14 protein-coding genes are annotated in these 19012 nt (G+C 67.8%); 9 read left to right on the forward strand and 5 right to left on the reverse strand.

Annotation, left to right across the window (positions count from 1 at the left end; all coding sequences use genetic code 11):
- The first annotated feature begins 29 nt into the window (after window positions 1-29).
- The 5 genes from AB0J87_RS50420 to AB0J87_RS50440 all read left to right on the forward strand — a co-directional run bounded on the left by AB0J87_RS50420 (window position 30) and on the right by AB0J87_RS50440 (window position 6360).
- On the forward strand, window positions 30-1412 hold the full coding sequence (locus AB0J87_RS50420) for a helix-turn-helix transcriptional regulator (protein WP_363979680.1): 1383 nt from the start codon (window positions 30-32) through the stop codon (window positions 1410-1412).
- The gene (locus AB0J87_RS50425) at window positions 1409-2011 is read left to right on the forward strand and encodes a YdcF family protein (RefSeq protein ID WP_363979683.1); all 603 of its coding nucleotides are present in this window, start codon (window positions 1409-1411) and stop codon (window positions 2009-2011) included. Before AB0J87_RS50420 ends, AB0J87_RS50425 begins: the two co-directional genes overlap by 4 nt.
- A 39-nt stretch (window positions 2012-2050) precedes the next feature.
- Window positions 2051-2233, forward strand: coding sequence for a hypothetical protein (locus AB0J87_RS50430; RefSeq protein WP_363979685.1), 183 nt, complete (start codon window positions 2051-2053; stop codon window positions 2231-2233).
- 1091 nt (window positions 2234-3324) lie between these two features.
- Window positions 3325-3711, forward strand: a complete 387-nt coding sequence (locus AB0J87_RS50435) for an SSI family serine proteinase inhibitor (protein ID WP_363979688.1) — start codon at window positions 3325-3327, stop codon at window positions 3709-3711.
- 1518 nt (window positions 3712-5229) lie between these two features.
- Window positions 5230-6360: a bacterial transcriptional activator domain-containing protein gene (locus tag AB0J87_RS50440; RefSeq protein ID WP_363979691.1), complete on the forward strand. Its 1131-nt coding sequence runs from the start codon at window positions 5230-5232 to the stop codon at window positions 6358-6360.
- A 58-nt stretch (window positions 6361-6418) separates the two neighbouring features.
- Here the strand turns inward: AB0J87_RS50440 and AB0J87_RS50445 are convergent, their stop codons facing one another.
- Entirely contained in the window at window positions 6419-6811 is a 393-nt protein-coding gene (locus tag AB0J87_RS50445) for a hypothetical protein (protein ID WP_363979693.1), read from the reverse strand.
- A 284-nt stretch (window positions 6812-7095) separates the two neighbouring features.
- Here AB0J87_RS50445 and AB0J87_RS50450 point away from each other — a divergent pair, with 284 nt between their 5' ends.
- The 4 genes from AB0J87_RS50450 (at window position 7096) to AB0J87_RS50465 (ending at window position 13212) form a co-directional block, all read left to right on the forward strand.
- The gene (locus AB0J87_RS50450; protein ID WP_363979696.1) at window positions 7096-8616 is read left to right on the forward strand and encodes an ATP-binding protein; all 1521 of its coding nucleotides are present in this window, start codon (window positions 7096-7098) and stop codon (window positions 8614-8616) included.
- A 1362-nt stretch (window positions 8617-9978) separates the two neighbouring features.
- Entirely contained in the window at window positions 9979-11223 is a 1245-nt protein-coding gene (locus AB0J87_RS50455) for a hypothetical protein (protein ID WP_363979699.1), read from the forward strand.
- A gap of 269 nt (window positions 11224-11492) precedes the next feature.
- Window positions 11493-12497 (forward strand): DUF932 domain-containing protein, encoded by a 1005-nt coding sequence (locus AB0J87_RS50460; protein WP_363979702.1) that lies wholly within the window; start codon window positions 11493-11495, stop codon window positions 12495-12497.
- 256 nt (window positions 12498-12753) lie between these two features.
- Window positions 12754-13212, forward strand: coding sequence for a hypothetical protein (locus tag AB0J87_RS50465; RefSeq protein WP_363979705.1), 459 nt, complete (start codon window positions 12754-12756; stop codon window positions 13210-13212).
- Between the two features lie 590 nt (window positions 13213-13802).
- Here AB0J87_RS50465 and AB0J87_RS50470 read toward each other — a convergent pair.
- The 4 genes from AB0J87_RS50470 to AB0J87_RS50485 all read right to left on the reverse strand — a co-directional run bounded on the left by AB0J87_RS50470 (window position 13803) and on the right by AB0J87_RS50485 (window position 18884).
- Complete coding sequence (locus tag AB0J87_RS50470) at window positions 13803-15437, reverse strand: ISL3 family transposase (RefSeq protein ID WP_363979708.1); 1635 nt, start codon at window positions 15435-15437, stop codon at window positions 13803-13805.
- Window positions 15438-15637: 200 nt separating this feature from the next.
- Window positions 15638-16039 (reverse strand): hypothetical protein, encoded by a 402-nt coding sequence (locus AB0J87_RS50475; RefSeq protein ID WP_363979711.1) that lies wholly within the window; start codon window positions 16037-16039, stop codon window positions 15638-15640.
- Entirely contained in the window at window positions 16036-18132 is a 2097-nt protein-coding gene (locus tag AB0J87_RS50480; RefSeq protein ID WP_363979714.1) for an integrase, read from the reverse strand. Before AB0J87_RS50480 ends, AB0J87_RS50475 begins: the two co-directional genes overlap by 4 nt.
- Complete coding sequence (locus AB0J87_RS50485) at window positions 18129-18884, reverse strand: TnsA-like heteromeric transposase endonuclease subunit (protein WP_363979717.1); 756 nt, start codon at window positions 18882-18884, stop codon at window positions 18129-18131. Before AB0J87_RS50485 ends, AB0J87_RS50480 begins: the two co-directional genes overlap by 4 nt.
- Window positions 18885-19012 lie beyond the last annotated feature (128 nt).

Raw genomic sequence — 19012 nt, forward strand, 5'->3', positions numbered from 1 at the left:
CCACACGCTGACCGAAAAGGGATAGCCAGGTGGAAGCGCCACACCTCCCACTTCCGGACCTGCTGAAACACCTGCGGAACTCCGCCAGAATGACGCAGCAGCAGGTGGCGGACACGTTGTGTGCGATCACCGGCACCTGCACCATCACGCGGTTCGAGGTCGGCAGATGGGAGCAGGGTCGTGTCCGGCCGACCTCATGGCTTCCAGCGCTGGCAGAAGTCCTCAACACAGACCTGAATGTGCTGGAGAGAGCACCCGATAGACCCGACAAGAAGGCACGAGACAGAAAGGCTCCACCCGCTCCCTACACTGTCCCCAGCGACGAGATGGAGCAGGTGAGCGACGTGCTACGCCGGACATTTCTACAGCGTGGGATCGCGGCCGCCGTGGTGCCTAATATGCGCGTCCACGGCGATCGCCGCGTCATCCAAGCACTCAACATGGTGGGAAGTTCCCATCTCGGTGGCGTCGTGGACAGCCTGGGTGAGCTCATCGACCACTACGCACAAACCATTTGTGCCCTTCCTCCGGCAGACGTGTACGACGAGCTTCTTACCGTCAGGTCATACGCCAGCGAACTTCTCGACCACGTCGGACATGCTCCGCCGCGGAAAGACCTCGTTCTCGCAACCGGCTGGCTGTCCCACCTGCTCGCCGTGGCGGCATGCGATATGGGAGAACACGCAGCTGCCCGGGTCTGGTGCTCCGATGCCGTGCGCCAAAGCAGGGAAGCCAGACACCCGGAGCTGGAGGCATGGGCTGCCCTGACCAAGGCCATGGTCGCGTGGTATCAAGGGCAGCCTCGCCAGTCAGCGATCCTGTCAGCTCGCGGACAAAAGGTCGTGCAGCAGGGGACGGTCGTCTACGCCAAGCTGGCCGCGCAGGAGATGCGAGCGGCGGCGATGGCCGGCGATGTCGATGGCATGACCCGCGCCCGGCGCCAAGCCGGCAAGGCCATCGCAGCGCTTCCCCCCGACGCCCCAACCACGGGAGCTCTATCCATCGCGTTGTCGGAAGATCCGCCTCACACCGCCACATCCCTGCTGTTCGTCAGCCGCTACCGCGAAGCCGTCACCGCCACCAACCGCGTCATCGAGATCGTCTATCAGCCGGAGGCCCGCCAGCGTGGCGAGCACCCGTCCGGATACGCGCGCTCCCTGCTCATCCTGGGCCTCGCTCAAGCCGCACTCGGCCATCTGGACGAGTCTGTGGCCGCCGGCCATGCGGCGCTGGCAGGCAGCCGTCCCACGTGGCCGACCATGGTCCTGGCCGACAAGCTCGACAAGGTGCTGGCTCAGGAATTTGCCGGTGCTCACCAGACCGCCGACTATCACACCCGCTACTTGGAAGCGATCAACGCACCGGCTGCGCACCAATTGCAACTCCAGCGAACTGTTGAGGATCGTGGATGACCGACGACATCAGCCCTGAGCAGATTGCCGAGATCACGGCGTTCGTGGACATCCAGGCACCGCCGCCTGACGGCCAGCCGACCGCACTCTTCCTGTTCGGCACCAATCAGGCATCACCGACCGAGATCGCGGCCAACCGTTACCATGTGGGACTCGCTCCGCTGATCATCGTCACTGGCGGGGTGAATCGCCACAACGGGATCATTGAAGGACGCACCTTCCAACGCCTCCTTGTCGAGCGTGGAGTACCAGAGGACGTGATCCGCTGCGAGGATCAGTCGGCCAATACCTGGCAGAACGTCGAATTCGCGCTGCCATTTCTCCAGGAAGCGCTCCTGTCAGGGCTGACGGTCACGACGGTCTCGAAGTGGTACCACCGCCGCACCATTCACATGCTCAAGACTCTTCTCCCGGACATCGGGGCCTTTCACACCATCGGATGGGAACCTGTCTATGCTGGTAAGTCCGTGACTCGAGCGGACTGGCCATCAATCCCTGACGGCAGGCGACGCGTGATCCGCGAATGGGAAGAGGTCTCCCGCCGGGTTGCGGACGGCAGCCTCGCCAGCCTGCAACGAATAGGAGAAGCTTGGCGCTGAACACGCCGAGACTGGGCGACGGCCAATTCGCGAGGGGCCTTGGCTACGGACGATACCGAGACGCGTGGCCACTGGTGGTGGCGGCCAGGCTGGCGCGTCGGCCGCTCCTTCTACACCTGGCACATCCTGGTCGAAGATCAGCCGGAGCTCCATGCGTTCGCCCGGCACGTAGGCATGTCCAGCAGAGGCAGATCGGTCCTGGCCACCACGTCGGTGCTGTGACCAGGGAAGCCTGCTCCGATCGCGGTCCTTACTGTTGCCAAGACACAGGCTGCCCACTCCCGTCGGCGTGTTGATGCCGTGCCACAGTGCTGAACTGGGACAAAGGCGCGGTGGGTCAGCCCAAGAGGCGATGACATGCAATGTTGCGCAGCCGAAACTCACGTTTGTGAGGTGGGAACAACTCATCGCACTTCATGGCGATCAGCGATGGGCTTCTACCGCCTGTGGAGGTGCCCGGCGAGGGCGGGCGCGGACCGCTCGGCGCGCGCTTTACTCGGGGGCTCGGCTGGGGAGCGTGGTGGTCGGTTGCGGGACCGGCCGGCGGCCGTGGGCGAAGGCGTTCGTGGCGGTCATGCGGCTCATTGATGTGTGCCCGGTTTCTGGCCGCGCCCATCTGCTTGGCACCGCCCCTGCCCTCGTCTCGTTCTCCAGTCCTCCCGGGGAGGAAGATCAGCGACACCGGTGCGGAGGAGGTGGATGAGATGCTCGACTTGTGCCACGGCAGAGAAGACATAGCGACATCATGGCCGGTGTCGTCTCGTAGGGTCTCCGCGGTTTGAAGTGAAGAGTCCTGCTGGCTGCCGGGTCGGGATGTTCCAGCGCCGCCCAGTGCTATCGCGGCGGTTATGACGGCGACGGCTCCGCCCCCCAGCAGCAGAGTCCTGGTGCGCACTCGTCCACTCAGTCGCGGACCATTGTCGGGCATGTTCTGCTCCCCGATGCTCTTGATCGTTACGGAGCGTAGAGTAGCTGCGGCTCTTCGAGTGTCCTGCAGGTTTTGATCTTCCCTGGATGATTCATGACATTGGAATCCCGTGCCGTTCGCCGGGTGGCTGCACTCCAACCCCTGTTGAGAAGGCCGCTTCCCTGGTGGCTGCCGGGGCTGAGGCTGGGCTTGTTCGTGTGCAGACGCGTCCAGCAGGGGTTCGTATCACGTCGGATCGGTGCGGGGTGGGATTTTCGTTCGGCTGTATGGGGGTGGCGCCTCGAAAGTCTTGTCTCGTGAGGCTTACTGGTTGGATACCAAGCGAAGGCGCGCAGCTTACGGTAGCGTTATAACTACTTTAAGTCATCGAATGCTTGGAGTGCCGATGCGCCCGCCCCTGCTGATCGCCAGCGCCGGTCTTTGTGCCAGCCTCGTTCTCGCAGCCATCCCGGCCTACGGTGCTGCCCGGCCAGACGCAGTCTTCCTCTCCGTCACAGCTCATGGAGGCACCACTCTGAAGGCGGTTTTCATGCAGTGTCCAAGTCTGACGCAGGGACACCCGTACGGCGGGGCTGCATGCGCCGCAATCGATGCGGTGGACGGAGACTTCGACCGTCTTCCTAGCAACCCACGCCGCCGGTGCACCGAAGAGCACGCCCCGGTCACAGCGACGATGGACGGTATGTGGCGGAACCGGACGATCGGCTGGCAGAAGACCTTTCCTAACGCCTGTGAGCTCTACGCCAAGACGGGCCCAGTCTTCCGCTTTTGACGGAGCCCACGGTCTCAGCCGACATGTGCTGGCCGGTTGGCTGGTTGCGCGGATCCACTCATCAGGGAGTGGTCGAGGCGCTTGATTCCCGATGGTGGCGCGTTGTTCCGCCGGGACGGCCAGGGGCTGGGAAGACGGGTCCCTGTATGGCGTCCAGGTCGTGGTGAAGCAGCAGGTGGGCGGTGCGCAGGTCGAGGCTGGCGGTGGCCCTGCGCCCGGCAGTCTCCTGGGCATGGGCCCGGTCAGCGTCCGCAGTCGGCAGGATCGATTCGCTGGGTGCCGTCACTGCTGGCATCGGGCCCATCGATGTGGTGCTTGCTCGAGAAACGCGTCTGGCGCCCGGGTGGTCTGAACGCCTCCGGCTGTGCTCGCCTGGCAGCGATGGTGCAGTGCGGCCATCGCTGGCTCGGCGCATTCGGCGACCCCGCCCCGGATCGTGGAGGAGTTCCGGCCCGCGCGACATCCCCGGCACCTTCAGTGATGATGTGAAGTAAGGCCCGACACGCTCGATGAGGTGTTCGCCTCCACCGCCGTGTGAAACGCGAAATGCCAGTCCGGCTGCCGTCCCGCTTTCTACGACGCGCTCGCCGAGCGTTTCAGTCTCTGACCTCGAAGGCATGTAGCGGGTCCTGGACCTGGGCACCGGTCCCGGCGTGATCGCCTTGCCCGTGGCGAAGCTCGTAGGCTCCTATGCCACTGTCGTCGAGGCTGAGCCCGGCGTGCTGGAATGGGGCCGCAAGCACGGGGCGCGGCACGATTTCAAGCCTTTGTGAATTGCATTCTATTTCCGTGGCGTGATGCGAAGGGCGCGGTGGTAGATCGGGATGATGTAGTCAACCCCTCTGGAGGAGCCTGGTGATTCGGGAATGCCTTCCAAGCCACTGGAAGTGCGAAGGTTCCGGGTTTTTGGGCCGATTTATCATCGCGGGCGCGTTGATGGTCGTTTTGCTGGGTGGTCCAAGCGTGGCTGTGGCGCGTGTGGATCCGTATTGTCCGTCGGAGTCGGTCCCGGAGCAGGGGCACCAGATGTTCGACATCGAGAAGCTGTGCGCGCTGGTACACGGGGACCTGGCAGAGGGCCGAGCAGTTGATCTCGACAAGCGGATTGCGGAGGCTCGGCGTGTGCCGGCGAAAACGGCGTCGTCTCCGAGGTCCCGGGCGCGTTCGATGCCGAAGGGCTCGCTCTCCAGGGAGAAGCCGTCCACGCCAGCGCCTATGCCTGCGCCTGTGCCGAGTATGGACCGAGGGGGAGGCGGGCCGCGCGGGCAGCTGGAGGCGCTGCCGCGGCCGGATCGGCCGTCGAAAACCGTCTCGGCCCGAGGTAACAACGCCAGGCGCGTCAATCACCGGCAAGGTCAGGACAACGCCTCACGCCCGCCGCGGCGTGAGGAGCGACTGAGTCCGACCGCTGCGCCGTTGCCCGCCCCGTCACCTTCGGTAGCTCGATCATCTCCGTCGCCTACGGCGACTGGTGGCGAAGGCGCTGCGACGGGCCAGCGCGTGGGGGCTTCGTCTGACGTGGGGCAGCCGCTCGGCGCTGCGCTGGTGTTCGGGCTGCTAGTCATGCTGCTGGGCGCCGTGCTGATCGTCCGCCGGCGCTTTCGGCCGGGCTTGGCGGTTGCGGGTACTTCGGGCGGGCTTACTGCCGGGCGCTGTGATGGCAGGGGAGACGACAGCTTGGTGACCGCGGTCTCTGCGGAGGCGCCTGAGATTGACGCTGCCGTGGCGGGGTTCGTTGCCGGCGACTGCCGCACCGAGGAAGCAGAAGAGAAGACCGAACAGGAAGCGGACGTCGACGTGTCCCGGTTGGGCAAGGCCGAGCCAGACGCTGGCCAGACGGGCGTCACCGACTCGGAGGGCACAGCATCAGCTGCTCCTTCCGCGGTGCTGACGGTGCCCGGGTTCGTGGCGGCGCTGGGGAAGGCGAAGGCCGAGGTGCTGGGAGTGCCGCGGTTGTCGTGGGGGAGGGCGGAGGTTTCTTTCGGTCGTGCGGAGGCGGCCGATCTGTTTGCGTTGCTGTCGACGTCACGGGAGGGGGTCTCGACGGAGGGCATCATCGACACGTTGTGGCCGGGCGATGGTGAGCGCGGCGGGCGTCTGCTGGAGTCGGCGGTTCGGCAGCTCAACCAGGTGATGCGACAGGCGTCTGGTCTTGCGGTGGGGGTGAAGTTCGTGGTGAAGGTGCGGCAGCGGCGCCAGCTGGCGGCCGCGTACTTCGATGTGGACTATTGGCGGTTTGAGGAAGCCTTCGTCCGGGCGGGCACCGCGGAGGAGGAGCCTGTTCGGATTGCTGCGTTGCAGGAGATGCTGGCTTTGTACCGGGGGCCGTTGCTGGCCGGACGTGATGATCTGTGGGTGCTTCCCCTGCGCCAGGCTGTACAGACGCAGGCTGTCGATGCCGCCGCCCGGCTGGCTGAGTCGCGGCGCAAGGCCGATCCGGATCGCGCGCTGGATGTGCTCATGCTGGCGGTGGAGCGCATCGACCCGCACAGCGAGGTGCTGTGGTGCGGGATTATGTCGGTCCATGGCGAGCTGGGACGGCTGCCTGCGGTACGGCGCTCGTTCGAGCTGCTGCGGGAGCGGCTGGCGGAGATCGACGCGGTGCCGAGTCCGCAGGCCCGGCAGGTTTATGAGCGATTCGTGCGTTAGTCAGCCGGTCCTGCGGGCGATAAGCGGGCGACGCAGAGGCCCTGGTCAGGCCCCGGTCTTATCCATCTGTTCGGCGTAGGGCGTGCTGGTCGCGCGGGGTGTAGGTGGCCAGCATGGCGGGGGTGAGCAGGTGGGCAGGCTGGGTGGCGTAGATGCGGGCCAGGAGGCGCAGGGTGTAGAGGGAGGGACGCCGGCCTGTCTCGGGCCAGTTCTCGTGGTCGTAGAGGCGGGATTCGCGCAGTCCTGCTCCGGTGGTGTCGGCGAGGTGGTGGTAGGCGGCGACTACTTGGGCGGCGGTGAGTCCGGCGGCGTGGCGGTAGAGGCGTAGTGGTGTGGCGGGGTGGTCGAGGCCGAGGATGACGGCGATCTGGTCGATGGTGAAACCGTGCTGGCGCAGGTATCGGCTGCGGCGGCGGCAGTCGAGAAGCGTCTGATAGCCGGTGCCGGACATGTGTGAGCCCCTCTTTTTCGTTCGCCGTGCGACGGCGCATTGGTGCCCCGTGGGCACGGGATTGGGGGACGGTAGGCGGGCTCTGCCGAGAGGCTCAAGCATCTGCGTGGGGTGATCGCCGGGGACCGCGCGGGCGTGCGATGGGGCGGCGTGCGGGGTTGGTGCTGGTCGGCGCAGTGCCGGGGTGGGGTTGCGGGTTGGGGGTGTGATTCGGGCGGCGAGGTGGGTGATGGTGCTGGCCGCTCCCGGATCGGCCGGGGCGTGGCCGGAAAGGGACAGTCAGCATGGACGATCGCACGCAGCACACCGTCTCGGGCGAGCAGAGCCAGCTCATCGCCTCGCCGATGTACCAGCAGCCGCGTGGGGAGGAGTTTCCGGATCTGGCTCCGGGGCTGGTGATGTCGACGTACCGTTCGCGGCAGGTGTGGAGCGGAATGGCCTGGCGGCGGGCGTTTGCGGGGCGGGGGGATCAGTCGGCTGCCGCGCGTCGGATGGTGGGCCAGTTGCTGGCTGACACCGGGCGGGTGGAGGACGCGAAGTGGGTGACGGCCGAGCTGGTCAGCAACGCGCTGAACCATACGCGTTCGGGGCAGGCGCGGGGGTTCTTCGTGGTGGAGGTGCTGCGCGGGGTGGCGGTGGCCCGGATCGTGGTTTATGACCTGGGCGGCGGCCAGGCTCCGGACTTTACCCGTACGCGCGGCTCGGTACCTGAGGTTGCCGAGCATGGGCGGGGTTTGGCCGGGGTGGTTGAGCTGGCGGTCCGGGTGGGGGCGGCGGGTGATGCGGTCACCGGGCACGCGGTGTGGGCGGAGCTGGCCCTCACTGGCGAGCCGGGTCAGCCGGTCTCGGCGGGTGAGGCGGCCTGGGTCGGTTTGGCAGGGGCGGTGTCGAGTGGTTCGCATGAACTGGTATCCGGGTCCACCAGGGTGATCGCGATGAGAGCCGGGTGTGCTGCCGCTGGTATCGGCTCCGCGTCGATGGGCTGCGAGGTATCTGCCGGTGATATGCCGGACAACCTGTCGGACGGTTTGATGGTCGCGGTGAGTAGGCGAGGCTCGGTTGGCGGGGTGGAGGTTGTTGGCTTGGACCCTTCCGTGGGTTTGCGGGAGGCCGAGGTGAGGCAGGGGGCGGGCCAGGTGTCCGCGTTCGGTCAGGAGCCGTGGGCGCAGCGGGCGCTGGCCGGGTTGCGCCGGGATTGGCCTGATTGGGCTTTCCTGGTCGTGAGGTATCGGTGGCTCGCGATGCGGGGCAAGCAGGTGGTGATCAGTGCGACCGGGCCGCAGGAACTCCGTCAGGCCTTGCCATCCATCCCGCCCAAGCCGAACTCGACTGGGCCAAACGCGACCGAGCCGTTGTCGGGGTCCGGCTCGGTTGCGTCCGGCCTGATCGAGGGCGGCGTGCCAGAGCCTGGCCCGGGGTTGCCGACCGTGGCCGAGCAGCTTTCGGCGGAGCCTGGCGTGAGCTGGGCGAGGGTGAGCGGTTCGCGTGGGGGTGCAGGAGTGGGGCTGAGCGGCACCGTCGCGGCTGGTGCACCGCCGTCCGGGGCCGTTGCCGCGTTGGCCGCCGAGCGGTCCGGGACGGGCACGTGGGCCGTTCCGGCAACCGATCGGGCGCGGGTGGCGTGGTGGCTGCACGGGTGGTCGTTGTGGCCGTGGAGAAAGCGTCGGGACCGTTCGCGTTCAGCGGGGCACGTCGGGAGACAGGATCGCCTGGCTGGCCGGGACGAGTCAGTGGGAGGGCATCGCCACCGCCGGGTCCGGTCGAAGCCCACGGCAGCAGTGGTGGCCGTTGCCGTTGCCGCCTGAGCGGTGATGAGCCCGCGTGCGGTGGCCGGGCGCGGGCTTGACACCTGGGGTGCAGGTGGGCGTTGATACCGGCCCGCCCGTCCGGCGCGGAGGGGGGTGCCGGATGGGCGAACCTGGGTGGGTTCGCCTTGCGTCGAGGGCGAGGCGAACCCACCCCTGGGGCCGGGAAGACGGCTACGTCAGCCTGGGTCCCGCGTTCGCTCTAGGGCATGGTCGGCAGCGAAGGTGCGTGTCAGATGGGAGCAGATTTCCATACGGGAAATAGGGGTAGCGTTCGTATTAGTGCTTAAGATCGCTGCCCCGTACCCCTGCTGTTTTCGCGGTTCTCGCCGGTTTCGGGCATAGCGTTGGGCGGCCCGACTCGTCTAAGGACGAGTCCTTGAATATGTGTGCGCGTATGTTTCGTGGCTGGCTGTGCTACTCGGTTCTCTCCGTCGCTTTGGTCTCTTCGCCTCCCTCCTGCCAGCAGTATTTGCCGGCCCGCGCCCTGGCCGCAGGCCGGCCCCTGAGCCTGACCTCGCCGTGAGCGGCGAGCAGCGTCTTCGTCTTGAGCAGTCGTGCGGTGTCTGACGTGCGGAGGGGCGGCACGGCCGGGGACGCGTACGGCCCCGGTGCCGCCGTGAGGCGGTGCCAGGGCCGTACGTTTGACCGGGGGTCGGGGTTACACGGTGGCGGGCGTGTGGGTCCCCTCATACGCGTTCGTGGCGTCCGTGGTGTCGCCCGGCGTGGTGCGGTGTGGGTGGATGGCGATGTGGGCGGATCAGTGCGGCGATGTCGGCGGGGAGGCTGGTTTCCGGGGTGGGGGTGTCGGGGCTGGTGGGGCGGGGACGGAGGTAGGTCCACTCGATCGTGAGGGGGAGAGCGGGGGCGTCGGCGGGTGCGTTGGGCAGGGGGATCTGCATGACCGACGAGTGAGCGGTAGAGCTGGTTGAACGTGTGGGCCTGCCGGTTGCCCTAAAAGCGGCGTTTTCCCGGAGTGTTATTCAGGTGCCGTGTCGGCGGTGTTTACCGCCTAATTCCATGGACGCTCGATCTGCAATGCGTGTCAACCGGGATGCGTGTTAATCTCGCGGATTCTTTAGCGCGGCATTCGGGCAATCGGGCATCGTTAGCCATCGTCCGGTGAAATAGGTGAAGAGCTGGACTGACGTCTAATGTCAAGCCGATCATTTAGACTTCTCGCGAGGTGTTTTCGCAGATCAGTGGTTGGATTATTAGGTTAGCCTCTCCAGCCGTTGGGGTGACACAAAAATGGCCCGGTCGACTTGCCGTCGGCGCTATATGCGAGGGATGGTCGTGGCGTAAACGAAAAACACCGGCCCGAACGAGAGCCGGTAATGCGACCGGAAAGGGCGTCACGCAATGGCTATTCACACCCCGGAAATGACCGCTACCGAAACCGTCCCCGCTGGCACCGAAACCGCTGTCGCTATTCCCGCCACCGCCGCGCCTGTGGTGGCCCCTGAGGGCCCCGGCACCGCCGCCACGGACACCGACCCCGCCACGGACGCGGACGCCCGTATGGCGGCGGTGTGGGCGGCGCTGAACGCCGAGCCGGGCGCGTCGGCCACGTTGATCGGGGCGGCGGCCGGTTTGAGCCGGATGGTTGCAGGCAAGATCCTCAACCAGATCGAGGCCGACGGGCGCGCCCGCCGTGAGCCGGGGGTGAACGACGGTCAGACGCGGGGTCGTGCGGCGGACCGGTGGTACCCGATCACCACCGACACGGCCGAAGCGTCCGCCCCGGACGCTGCCCCCCCGATCAGCGAAGTGCTGGACGACGGAACTCCGGACGTCACGCCCGCCGAGCCGACCGCGTCGGACGCCGACACCCAGGACGGTGACGCCGAGGGCGCACCGGACAAGGAGGCACTCCCCGCCGCCGATGCGGCCGACCTTCCCCCGGCGGACGAGCTGACCGAAGAGGAGGCCCTGACCGGCGAGGAGGACAGTCAGCCGGAGGGCCTGAGCGCCAACGGGACGACCGGCGAGGCGCTGGATTGGGCGGATAGTGAATCTGCCCCAGCTCCCGACGCCGACCCGTCCGAGGTGAAGCCGGAGCCGGTGACCGATGATCCGGCATGGGCACGCGTGCGGGCCGAACTGACGGAGCTGGTGGACCTGTTCAGCGGAACGATCATGGCCAAGGATCAGGGGAATGCTGTGATGGCGTTGGGGTGCCTGGAAATGGCCATGACGAAGGTCGCCTCGGCGCACCGTAACGCGCGGGCGGCGCTGACCGGCACCACCGCCGCCCCGACCCGCCCAGCGGAGGCCCGTCCGGGTGCCGCTAGCGGCGCGGGTGCGGGGGACGGGGTCCGGCCGGGTGCGTTGCGGGACATGGTTCACGCGCACCTGATCGAGTTCCCGGACAAGGACTTCACCCCGTATGAGATCGGGCGGGCGCTGGACCGTTCGTCCGGTGCGGTGGCCAACGCGTTGGACCGCCTGATCAGCCTCGGGGATGCGGTACTGACGTGCGAGCGGCCCCGCAGGTTCGCCCTCGCTCCCACCGCCACCCCCACCGATATCGCGGCTGAGCCCGGGACGCCCGCCGAGGCGGACAAGGACGAGGACACCGTGGGGGCCGACGCCTACGGCGGCTGAGCCGGGGGGTGGGTGGGCCGCCCCTACCGGCCCGCCCGCCCCGGACCGGTAGCGGGCAGGGCACCCCTACAGCCCCGCTCGCACCCATAAACCGGCCAGTCATCCCACCCCACCCGCAACCGCCCGCCGGGCGGCAACCCCCTGCCACCCGCTGATCACCGGCACACCGGCCCCGACACGGCGGAGCCGGACCCACTACACCCCCAACGCGGCATCGCGTCTGTTTCGCATGCCCACACATCAGAACCACGCATCAGGAAGGCACTGTCATGGCTCACGAAATCGAGATCTTCGCCAACGGTTCGGCCGGGTTCGCCGCCGCTGGGAAGCCGGGTTGGCACGGGCTCGGCTATACCGCGCCCGGCCCGATGACCGCCGAGGAACTGCTGTTCCACGCCCAGCTCGCCGGGTGGAACGTGCGCAAGGTGCCGGTCGGCCAGGTCACCGACCCGGTCACCGGCCTGCCGGTCGTCACGGACGAGGACTTCCTCGTGGTGCGCACCAACCCGGTAACCGGCCAGCCCGAACGTCTCGGCCGTGTCGGTAGGGACTACCAGGTCCTGCAGAACGAGGACGTCACTGGCTTCCTGCAGACCCTCGTAGACGAATCGGGGGCGATCTTCGACACAGGCGGCTCGCTGAACGGCGGACGCCGGGTGTTCGTCACGATGCGCCTGCCCGAGCCGCTCATGGTCGGCGGGTTCGATCAGCTCGACCTGTACCTGGCGGCGTTCTCCCGGCATGACGGGTGGGGGGCGTTCGTCACGGTCGCGACCCCGGTCCGGGTGGTGTGCGCGAACACCGAACGGGCCGCGCTCGCGAACCACGCCTCGAAGTTCACCGTCCGGCATACCGGCAACGTGGCCGGGCGCATCGCCGAGGCGCGTGAGGCGCTGAAACTGACCTGGAAGCACGGCGAAGCGTTCGCCGCTGAGGCCGAGAAGCTTCTTGCCATGCCGATGGATGTGAAGGAGTTCCGGCAGTTCGCTGCCCGCCTGCACCCCCTTCCGGCCGACGCGAAAGAGCTGGCGAAGCGTAATCACGACCTGACGATGCGGGATCTGGAGTACCTGTTCGCGCAGGCTCCGACTCAGGAGCCGATCCGTAACACGCGTTGGGCCGCGTACAACGCGGTGACCGAGCGGCTGGACCACAAGAGCCCGGTGTTCGGCAGCCGCGACGTGGCGACGGTGCGGGCGGAGCGGGCCCTGCTGGATGACCACGACAACGCCAAACTCAAGGCTCGCGCGTTCCGGCTGCTGGCCACAGCCTGACCCACAGCCCGGCGTTCGGTACGGCCCCAGCGCGGGGCCGTACCGGATGGCCGCAGCCTTACGCCCCCCCGTACGAGGTGCCACAGCCCCATCCCTCGAATGTGCCCCGGTGGAGGGGCGGACAGACCCGCCGCACGTCTGCTTAACCCCCGATCCGGACCGATGCCCGGCGACCGGTCCAGGCGAGGGCTGGGCGTGGCACCCAGCCCGGACGACACCCCTTCCATGTCACCAACCCCCAATCAAGGAGATCATCATGGGACGACTCGAAGACCTGGCAGTTCACCACGCCAACGCCGCCCGCTGGGAACTCGGCGAGGCTCTCAACCGCATCGCCTCCCTTGACGATGAAGGCACGTTGCGCGACAAGGACCTGGCCCGTATCGCCTACGCCTACCAGCGGATGTCGTGGTGGCTGCAGGTCACCGACCTCACCCACGGTCGCGAGGAGACGGTCGACGGCGCGACCGCGCTGTTGACCGTGCGGCAACGGGCACGGGAGTTGCTGATCAACGCCCGCCCGGTGAACAACGGCGGCTTGTTCGCCCTGGCGATGGCCGAGTCCCGCAGAGGTGGTGCGCGTGCCTTCCTGGACGCGACCGAGAAGCTCGCCGAGGTGCTCGCCCTCCCCTCCGATCACAACGCCCCTCCGGCCGACACCGGCACCTCAGCTACCGCGAACGATCGGGCCTCGGCCGAGGGTAACCGCCCGTGACGCCGTGCGCGGGCGGTTCCCGGTTCGAGCTGATGGGTTGGCAACGGGACCTCGCCATCGCGAGGTTCTTGGCCGCCACCAAGCAGCCTGCCCGTGTCGCCGCCGCGCGGTGGGCAGGGTTGGCCTCCCTCATCCCCGCCTTGAACCGGCGAGAAGCACAAGGCCGAGCCGATAGCGCAGGCGGTGCGGATGACCGGCGTCTCACGGGCGCGGGCCCGCACGAGGTGGGGTTGCCGTTGATCGCGGTCCCATCCCCGGCGCGGCCATCGCCCGCCACCTACCGTCCGGCCTGCCCGCCCGCGCCTCCTCGGCCTGGGCGAGCGAACCCTCGAGCCGCCAGCCGGGCGGCCACCCCATAACCCCCATCCCCTCGCCCCTCACCGGTCTCTGTCACCCGAGGAAAGGAAGACACACGATGGATCACCTCCACCAGCCCGGCCCTCTGCCCCCGCCCAGGGGACCGGGCAGCATGACCCCCGCCTGGCACATCGGTGCGGACCAGGCCGAGCAGGCGCGGCGCTCGTTCGTGATGCGGCTACGCGATGATGGCTCTGGCGATCTTTGTGTGGTGGCGTAACCGATGGTGAGCTTCAGTGGGCGCACAAGATGATCTTTCTTAGTAGGTCGAGGTTGGCTCGGCCGTAGCGGCTCCTCTTGAGGTTCTTGACCCTCGTCACGTTGCCTTCCACAGCGCCTGATGAGTAGGGCAGGGTGAGGCCGTTGACGACGGCGTCCAGGTCGCGGCGGAGGCCGTGGGTGAAGGAGTGCAGGGCGGGCAGGTCGTCGGCGTCGACGGCGGCCATCCACGCGTGCAGGCTCTCCTTCGTGCCGGTCAGTGTGGTCATCATGGTCGCGAAGGTGGTGACGTGGCTGGCGGTGGCGTCCAGGCGGGGGCTGCGGGATCGTAGGTCGGCGAGTCTGGTCTGGTCGTCGGTGGTCAGGTGTTCGGGGTGGCTGGTGATCCACCTGGTGACCTCGCGAACGGTCGGGGCCGATGACGGGGTGTGGGCGGCTGTGGCCGCAGATCGGAACGGGTGCAGGTACTTGCGGACGGTCTGCGGGCTGCCGCGGTATCCCTGTGCCCGGATCTCTTGGGTGAGGCGGGCGGCGTCGGTGCAGCCGCCGCGGAAGCGTTCCAGCAGGTAGGGCTGGTAGGGGGTGAGTAGGTCGGATCGTCCGGTGGCCTTGGTCAGCAGGTCCTCGACAGACTCGGCGCGGGCGAACTTGCGGATGGTGTGCCGGTCCAGGCGTAGCTTCCGTGCGATCGCCGAGATCGTCCAGCCCTTGGCGGCCAGTTCCTGCACCGCGGCGTAGCGTTCACGGGTCCGGACGATCAGTCGGCATTCGGTGGCCGGCGTCTGATCCGGCATCGGCTCTGGTGTGAGCGCGTTGTCGAGTTGTTGGTCGCCGGAATTCTCCTGGGCGGGTTCAGCGTCGTCGGGGTGAGGTTGGCGAAGGTCGGCGCGGCAGGCGATGACGGTCTTCTCGACCATGTCGCAGAGGTTCTGCCAGAGATGGAAGCGATCAGCGATTTGAATTGCCTCGGGTGCTCCGGCCTTGGCGCCTGCGGCGTAGGCTCCGGCCCTGTCTCGGCAGATCACCTGGACGCCGGGATGGTCGCGTAACCACTGCTCGAGGGCGTCGGCGGTCCGGTCATCCAGTACGTCGATGGGCTGGTGGGTATCCATGTTGATCAGCACGGTGGCGTAGGAGTGCCCACGTTTCTTGGCGAAGTCGTCGACCCCGAGCACGGTGACCTGGCCGATCTCGGGATCGGGCAGGGCGCGGACCAGACCGATCAACGTGTCCCGGCCGACGCGTACGCCGAGACGCTCCAGCAGCCGGGAGGCGGCGCGCCCGGCCAGTGCCAGGGCCATCAACTCCAGGAGTCGGCGCAGCAGGTTCGTGCGGCGGGCATATCGCTGGGTGAGACCGGGCACGGGCTCGGCGAACGTCCGGACTGGGCATGCCGGGTTCTGGCAGGTCAGGCGGCGCATCGTGAGCGCGATCAGGACTGGGCGGCCCGCAGCGGGCAGATCATGCAGCAGCCGACGGTAGCGGCCATGCACTCGTGACGAGATTGTGCCGCACGCCCGGCAGGGCGCCGGCTCGCCGCTGGTGTGTGCCGTGACCAACACGTAGTCACCGTGATCGGTCACCTCCTCGACGAGGAGTTCGGCCAGGTGGGGGAAGAACATCCGCAGGTAGCAGGCATCGCCCGCCACCGCATGCTGCGCACAGGGCACAATGAACCTCGCGGCCGCTCAGGTGATGATCACGTTCTTGGTCGAACAAGATCCTCACGGGGCGGCCGCGCCTATACGCGGCCAGTTACACGATTGCGATCAGTCACAGGCGGGAGCCTCGACCACTGCCTGTGACGGCACCACACAAAGATCGCCAGAGCCGTTCCCGCGAAGCGCCATCAGTGCGGGTGACGGGCACGATCCAGCAGTTCGTGGGCGCGTCCGAGCTGGGTGATGGCGATGGTCTTGCCAGTGCCGGCCGGGCCGGAAACGATCAGCCCCCGGCGGGCGCTGATCGCGTGCCGGTTGAGCAGCACCAGGCGCCGCCCGCAAGTCACCGTATGGCGGACGGCGGAGGTGGCCACCACCAGCAGCCGCGCGTGGTGGTCGAGCCGGGCTTCGTCGTAGGCGTCGCGCTCGATGCCGGGTAACCGAGCGTAGTCGGCGGCGTTCAGCAGGGCGGGCGGGGCAGGGGGCTCTGCCAGCGACCGCCGCCAGCCGGGGATGGTGGTCAGGTGCTGCCCGGACTGCTCGTCCGTGGCCTGCAGGGCGGTGCCGGTGAGGTGGCCGCGGTCGCTCACGAGCGTCTCCAGGGGTTTTCCAGTGGGTCGAACAGTCCCAGCGGGATCACCTTGGCCAGCGGCTCGTCTGTGGTCTCGGCCGGGCCCTGGCCTGGTTCGGCGTCTGGTTCGGCATCTGCTTCGGCATCTGCTTCGGTGGGCGTGACTGGCTGCGGAACAGAAGGTGCGCTGGTTGTGGTGGCGCGGGTGCGGGCCGCGACCTGCCGGTCCCGCGCGGTGCGCCGGGTGCCGGGCTTGGCCGGTTGCTCGGGTCCGGCGCCGGCCTTGGCCAGTAGCGCGGCGACCGCATCGGCGATTTCAACCTCGGTGGCCCGGGGCAGACTCTGGCTGACGTGATCCCAGGCCAGCTCGCCGAACGGGACGGGGACGCGGTGCAGGTGCTTCCACCGCGCCTCGATCCACTCGCCGTCGCCGTGGTGGTTGCGCACCCAGATCCGGGAGACGTCGTAGGGATCGTGATGGACCTCCCAGAGTCCCTTCTTGGCCCGGACCCCGGAGTCCTGGCGCCGGATCAGGCCGGGGCCGTCGTAGGTGCGGCGGCTGATCTTGATGCCGTAGTCGTTGACCGCGCGCCAGATGGCGGGCAGCAGCTCGATGTAATCGGTGCCGGTGAGCGCGACCGGGACGTAGCCGCAGATCTCGACCAGCGCGGCGTATTTCTCATTCGGGGTGAACGACCTGCCCGGGTGGATCGGGTCGCGCAACCCGTCGTGCCTGCGGTTTTGCCACTTGGCGACCAGCCACTCATCCAGAAGCTCCTGCAACTCCAGCAGGGACCAGATGGGCTGCTTGTCCAGGTGCCGTCCGCGCCGGTCGCTGTTGCGGCCGGTGTAGCCGGAGACGAACTGGGCGAACAGCGTGCCCACCGAGCTCAGCATCTTCTCGATGTGGCCCTTCTCGAACGGCGAGCCCTTGTGCGCAGGCTGAACGTCAATCTCCAGGAACCGGCAGGAAGCGAGGAAGTTGCGGGAGATGAAGACCTTGCCGTGATCGCAGACGATCATCTCTGGCACGATCACCGGCCGCGCCGCCGCGTGCTCTAGCCGCTCATCCAGGCTCAGCAGCCGACGGTGCGGCAGCACCGAGCGCGACATGCGCAACGCCTCCACCCAGCCCGGCCGCATCAGCTCCGGGGTGAGCGTGCGGGCCAGCAGCACACTCGCGTCGACCGACTTGGTGGCCGGCCGCAGCACCGCGGCGGTCACCGTCCGGGTCGCGACATCGATCATGCCCGTGAGCTCGACCTTGCCCGCCACGCCGTCATCCAGCCGGACCAGCACATCCAGCGGGGTGGAGTCGATCTGCATCACCTCGCCCGGGGCGAAGGCGGGCAACTCCCCGAACGGCGCTTGCGCACCATGCGCCCGCGATCTTCGGGTGACGGCAGAGCCGGTGGTGTGGGTGCCAGCGGTCAACTTGGCCAGCAGCCGATAGAGCGTGCGCTGCGACGGCAGCTCGACCGGCTCACCCTGCTCGCGCAGAAGTTCGCCGGTCCGCCAGAGCAGGAACGACCCGGTGCGGGTGGAGGCGTCCACGGCCTCGGCGATGGCCTGCCGCATCGCCGCGACCACCCGATCGTCCACGGTCCCGTACTGGGGCCTCTTGCGCATCGGGCGATGATCGGCCAGGCCGAGCACGCCGCCGCTCTCATAGCGGCGGCGATAGTTGGCCACCGTACTTGCGCTCACTCGATGCCCGGCGGTCGTCAGTTCGACCGCCTTGGCCTTCTCCCGGGACGTCAGCGACCTCGTCGGCGCATACTCCGGTCGCGGCTCGGCATCGCCGGGCGCATCCGGTGGCAGCCCGTGCAAGACCTCCAGGATGTGACTCTCCCACCACAGCGCCTTCTCCAGCACAGGTGGGGGCAGCGTCTCCAGCAAGGACACCGCAGGCATCGGCACCCGCCCTGCGCTGTCCACGATCTCAAAGTCGTCATCGGCGAACAGCAAAGCCGGCGGCACCACCCTAGGCTGGCCACCGAGCTCAGACAGCATCACCGCGTGGCCCGAGACCGCCAGCACGACGCGGACCTGCCCATCGAACCGCACCCGCTCGCCGACCATCAGCCGGGCCGGACGCGCCAGCCGACTCACCGGCCCGCCACCTTCGCCGCGTGCACCAGACTGTCGGATCCCAGCAACCGCGTACTGATGTCCGCGACCAGCACGCCCGTCCAGAGCAGGTGAAACAGCACCGGCAGCACCATGAGCGGGTCACCCACTGAGCAGGCCCCGACCCGCAACGGCGCCGGCCCGCCGAAGACGCGTACGAGTTCATCGGCGACGTCTCGACGATCAACGCAGCGGCGCCTGCGATAGCGGGCCAACCATCGCATGTTCGCCATCAACACCGGATCGGGAACGCCGACCCGTGCGAACTCCCAGCCCACTGCCCGGCAGGCCCGCTCGCTGGCCTCAAACGCCTGCGCCGTCGCGTCGTCGATCTGATCATCGGCACGAACGTCGATGACTCGCCCGCGGCCGTCCGCCAACCGGACGAAGTAGTCCGGGGCGTGCCGACGCTGGCGCACCCCGTCATGCCAGTGCAGCCAGAACGGTTGCGAGGCAATGCCCCTCACCTCGGGATCCGCATCGAGCAGGATCAGCCGGTCGCGCTCCAGCCAGGACTCGTACCCGATGTGATCAGTGTTCGTGACCGAGTAATACCAGCCCGCGAAACTCGTTCCCCCCTTGGACCAGCCGAAGGGACGCACCGGCGGCACCTGCTCAAACCGGACGCTCCAGCTGGCTCCCAGCGGTCTACGACACCGCACGCCATCGTGGTAGAAGTCCAGCTCAAACCCGCCATGAGCCGGATCACCGTGATCAACCGCGAGTTCCTCCACCGTCACTCCTGACGACTGGCGACGCGTCACTCAATCTTCGGTGGCACGAAACTAGTGGTCATCAACCTTCGGTGACAATGCTCAGCCTTCGCTGTCACAGGACACCAGCCGTGGTGGAGCCGGTGACG

This window comes from Nonomuraea sp. NPDC049625 (assembly GCF_040675285.1).
GTDB lineage: Bacteria > Actinomycetota > Actinomycetes > Streptosporangiales > Streptosporangiaceae > Nonomuraea > Nonomuraea angiospora_A.

Bases quoted from the DNA above. Each gene is read 5' to 3' on its own strand.
- AB0J87_RS50435 (WP_363979688.1), top strand. From the start codon at position 3,325: ATGCGCCCGCCCCTGCTGATCGCCAGCGCCGGTCTTTGTGCCAGCCTC.
- AB0J87_RS50465 (WP_363979705.1), top strand. From the start codon at position 12,754: ATGGGACGACTCGAAGACCTGGCAGTTCACCACGCCAACGCCGCCCGC.
- AB0J87_RS50445 (WP_363979693.1), bottom strand. From the start codon at position 6,811: ATGTCCGGCACCGGCTATCAGACGCTTCTCGACTGCCGCCGCCGCAGC.
- AB0J87_RS50455 (WP_363979699.1), top strand. From the start codon at position 9,979: ATGGCTATTCACACCCCGGAAATGACCGCTACCGAAACCGTCCCCGCT.
- AB0J87_RS50425 (WP_363979683.1), top strand. From the start codon at position 1,409: ATGACCGACGACATCAGCCCTGAGCAGATTGCCGAGATCACGGCGTTC.
- AB0J87_RS50460 (WP_363979702.1), top strand. From the start codon at position 11,493: ATGGCTCACGAAATCGAGATCTTCGCCAACGGTTCGGCCGGGTTCGCC.
- AB0J87_RS50450 (WP_363979696.1), top strand. From the start codon at position 7,096: ATGGACGATCGCACGCAGCACACCGTCTCGGGCGAGCAGAGCCAGCTC.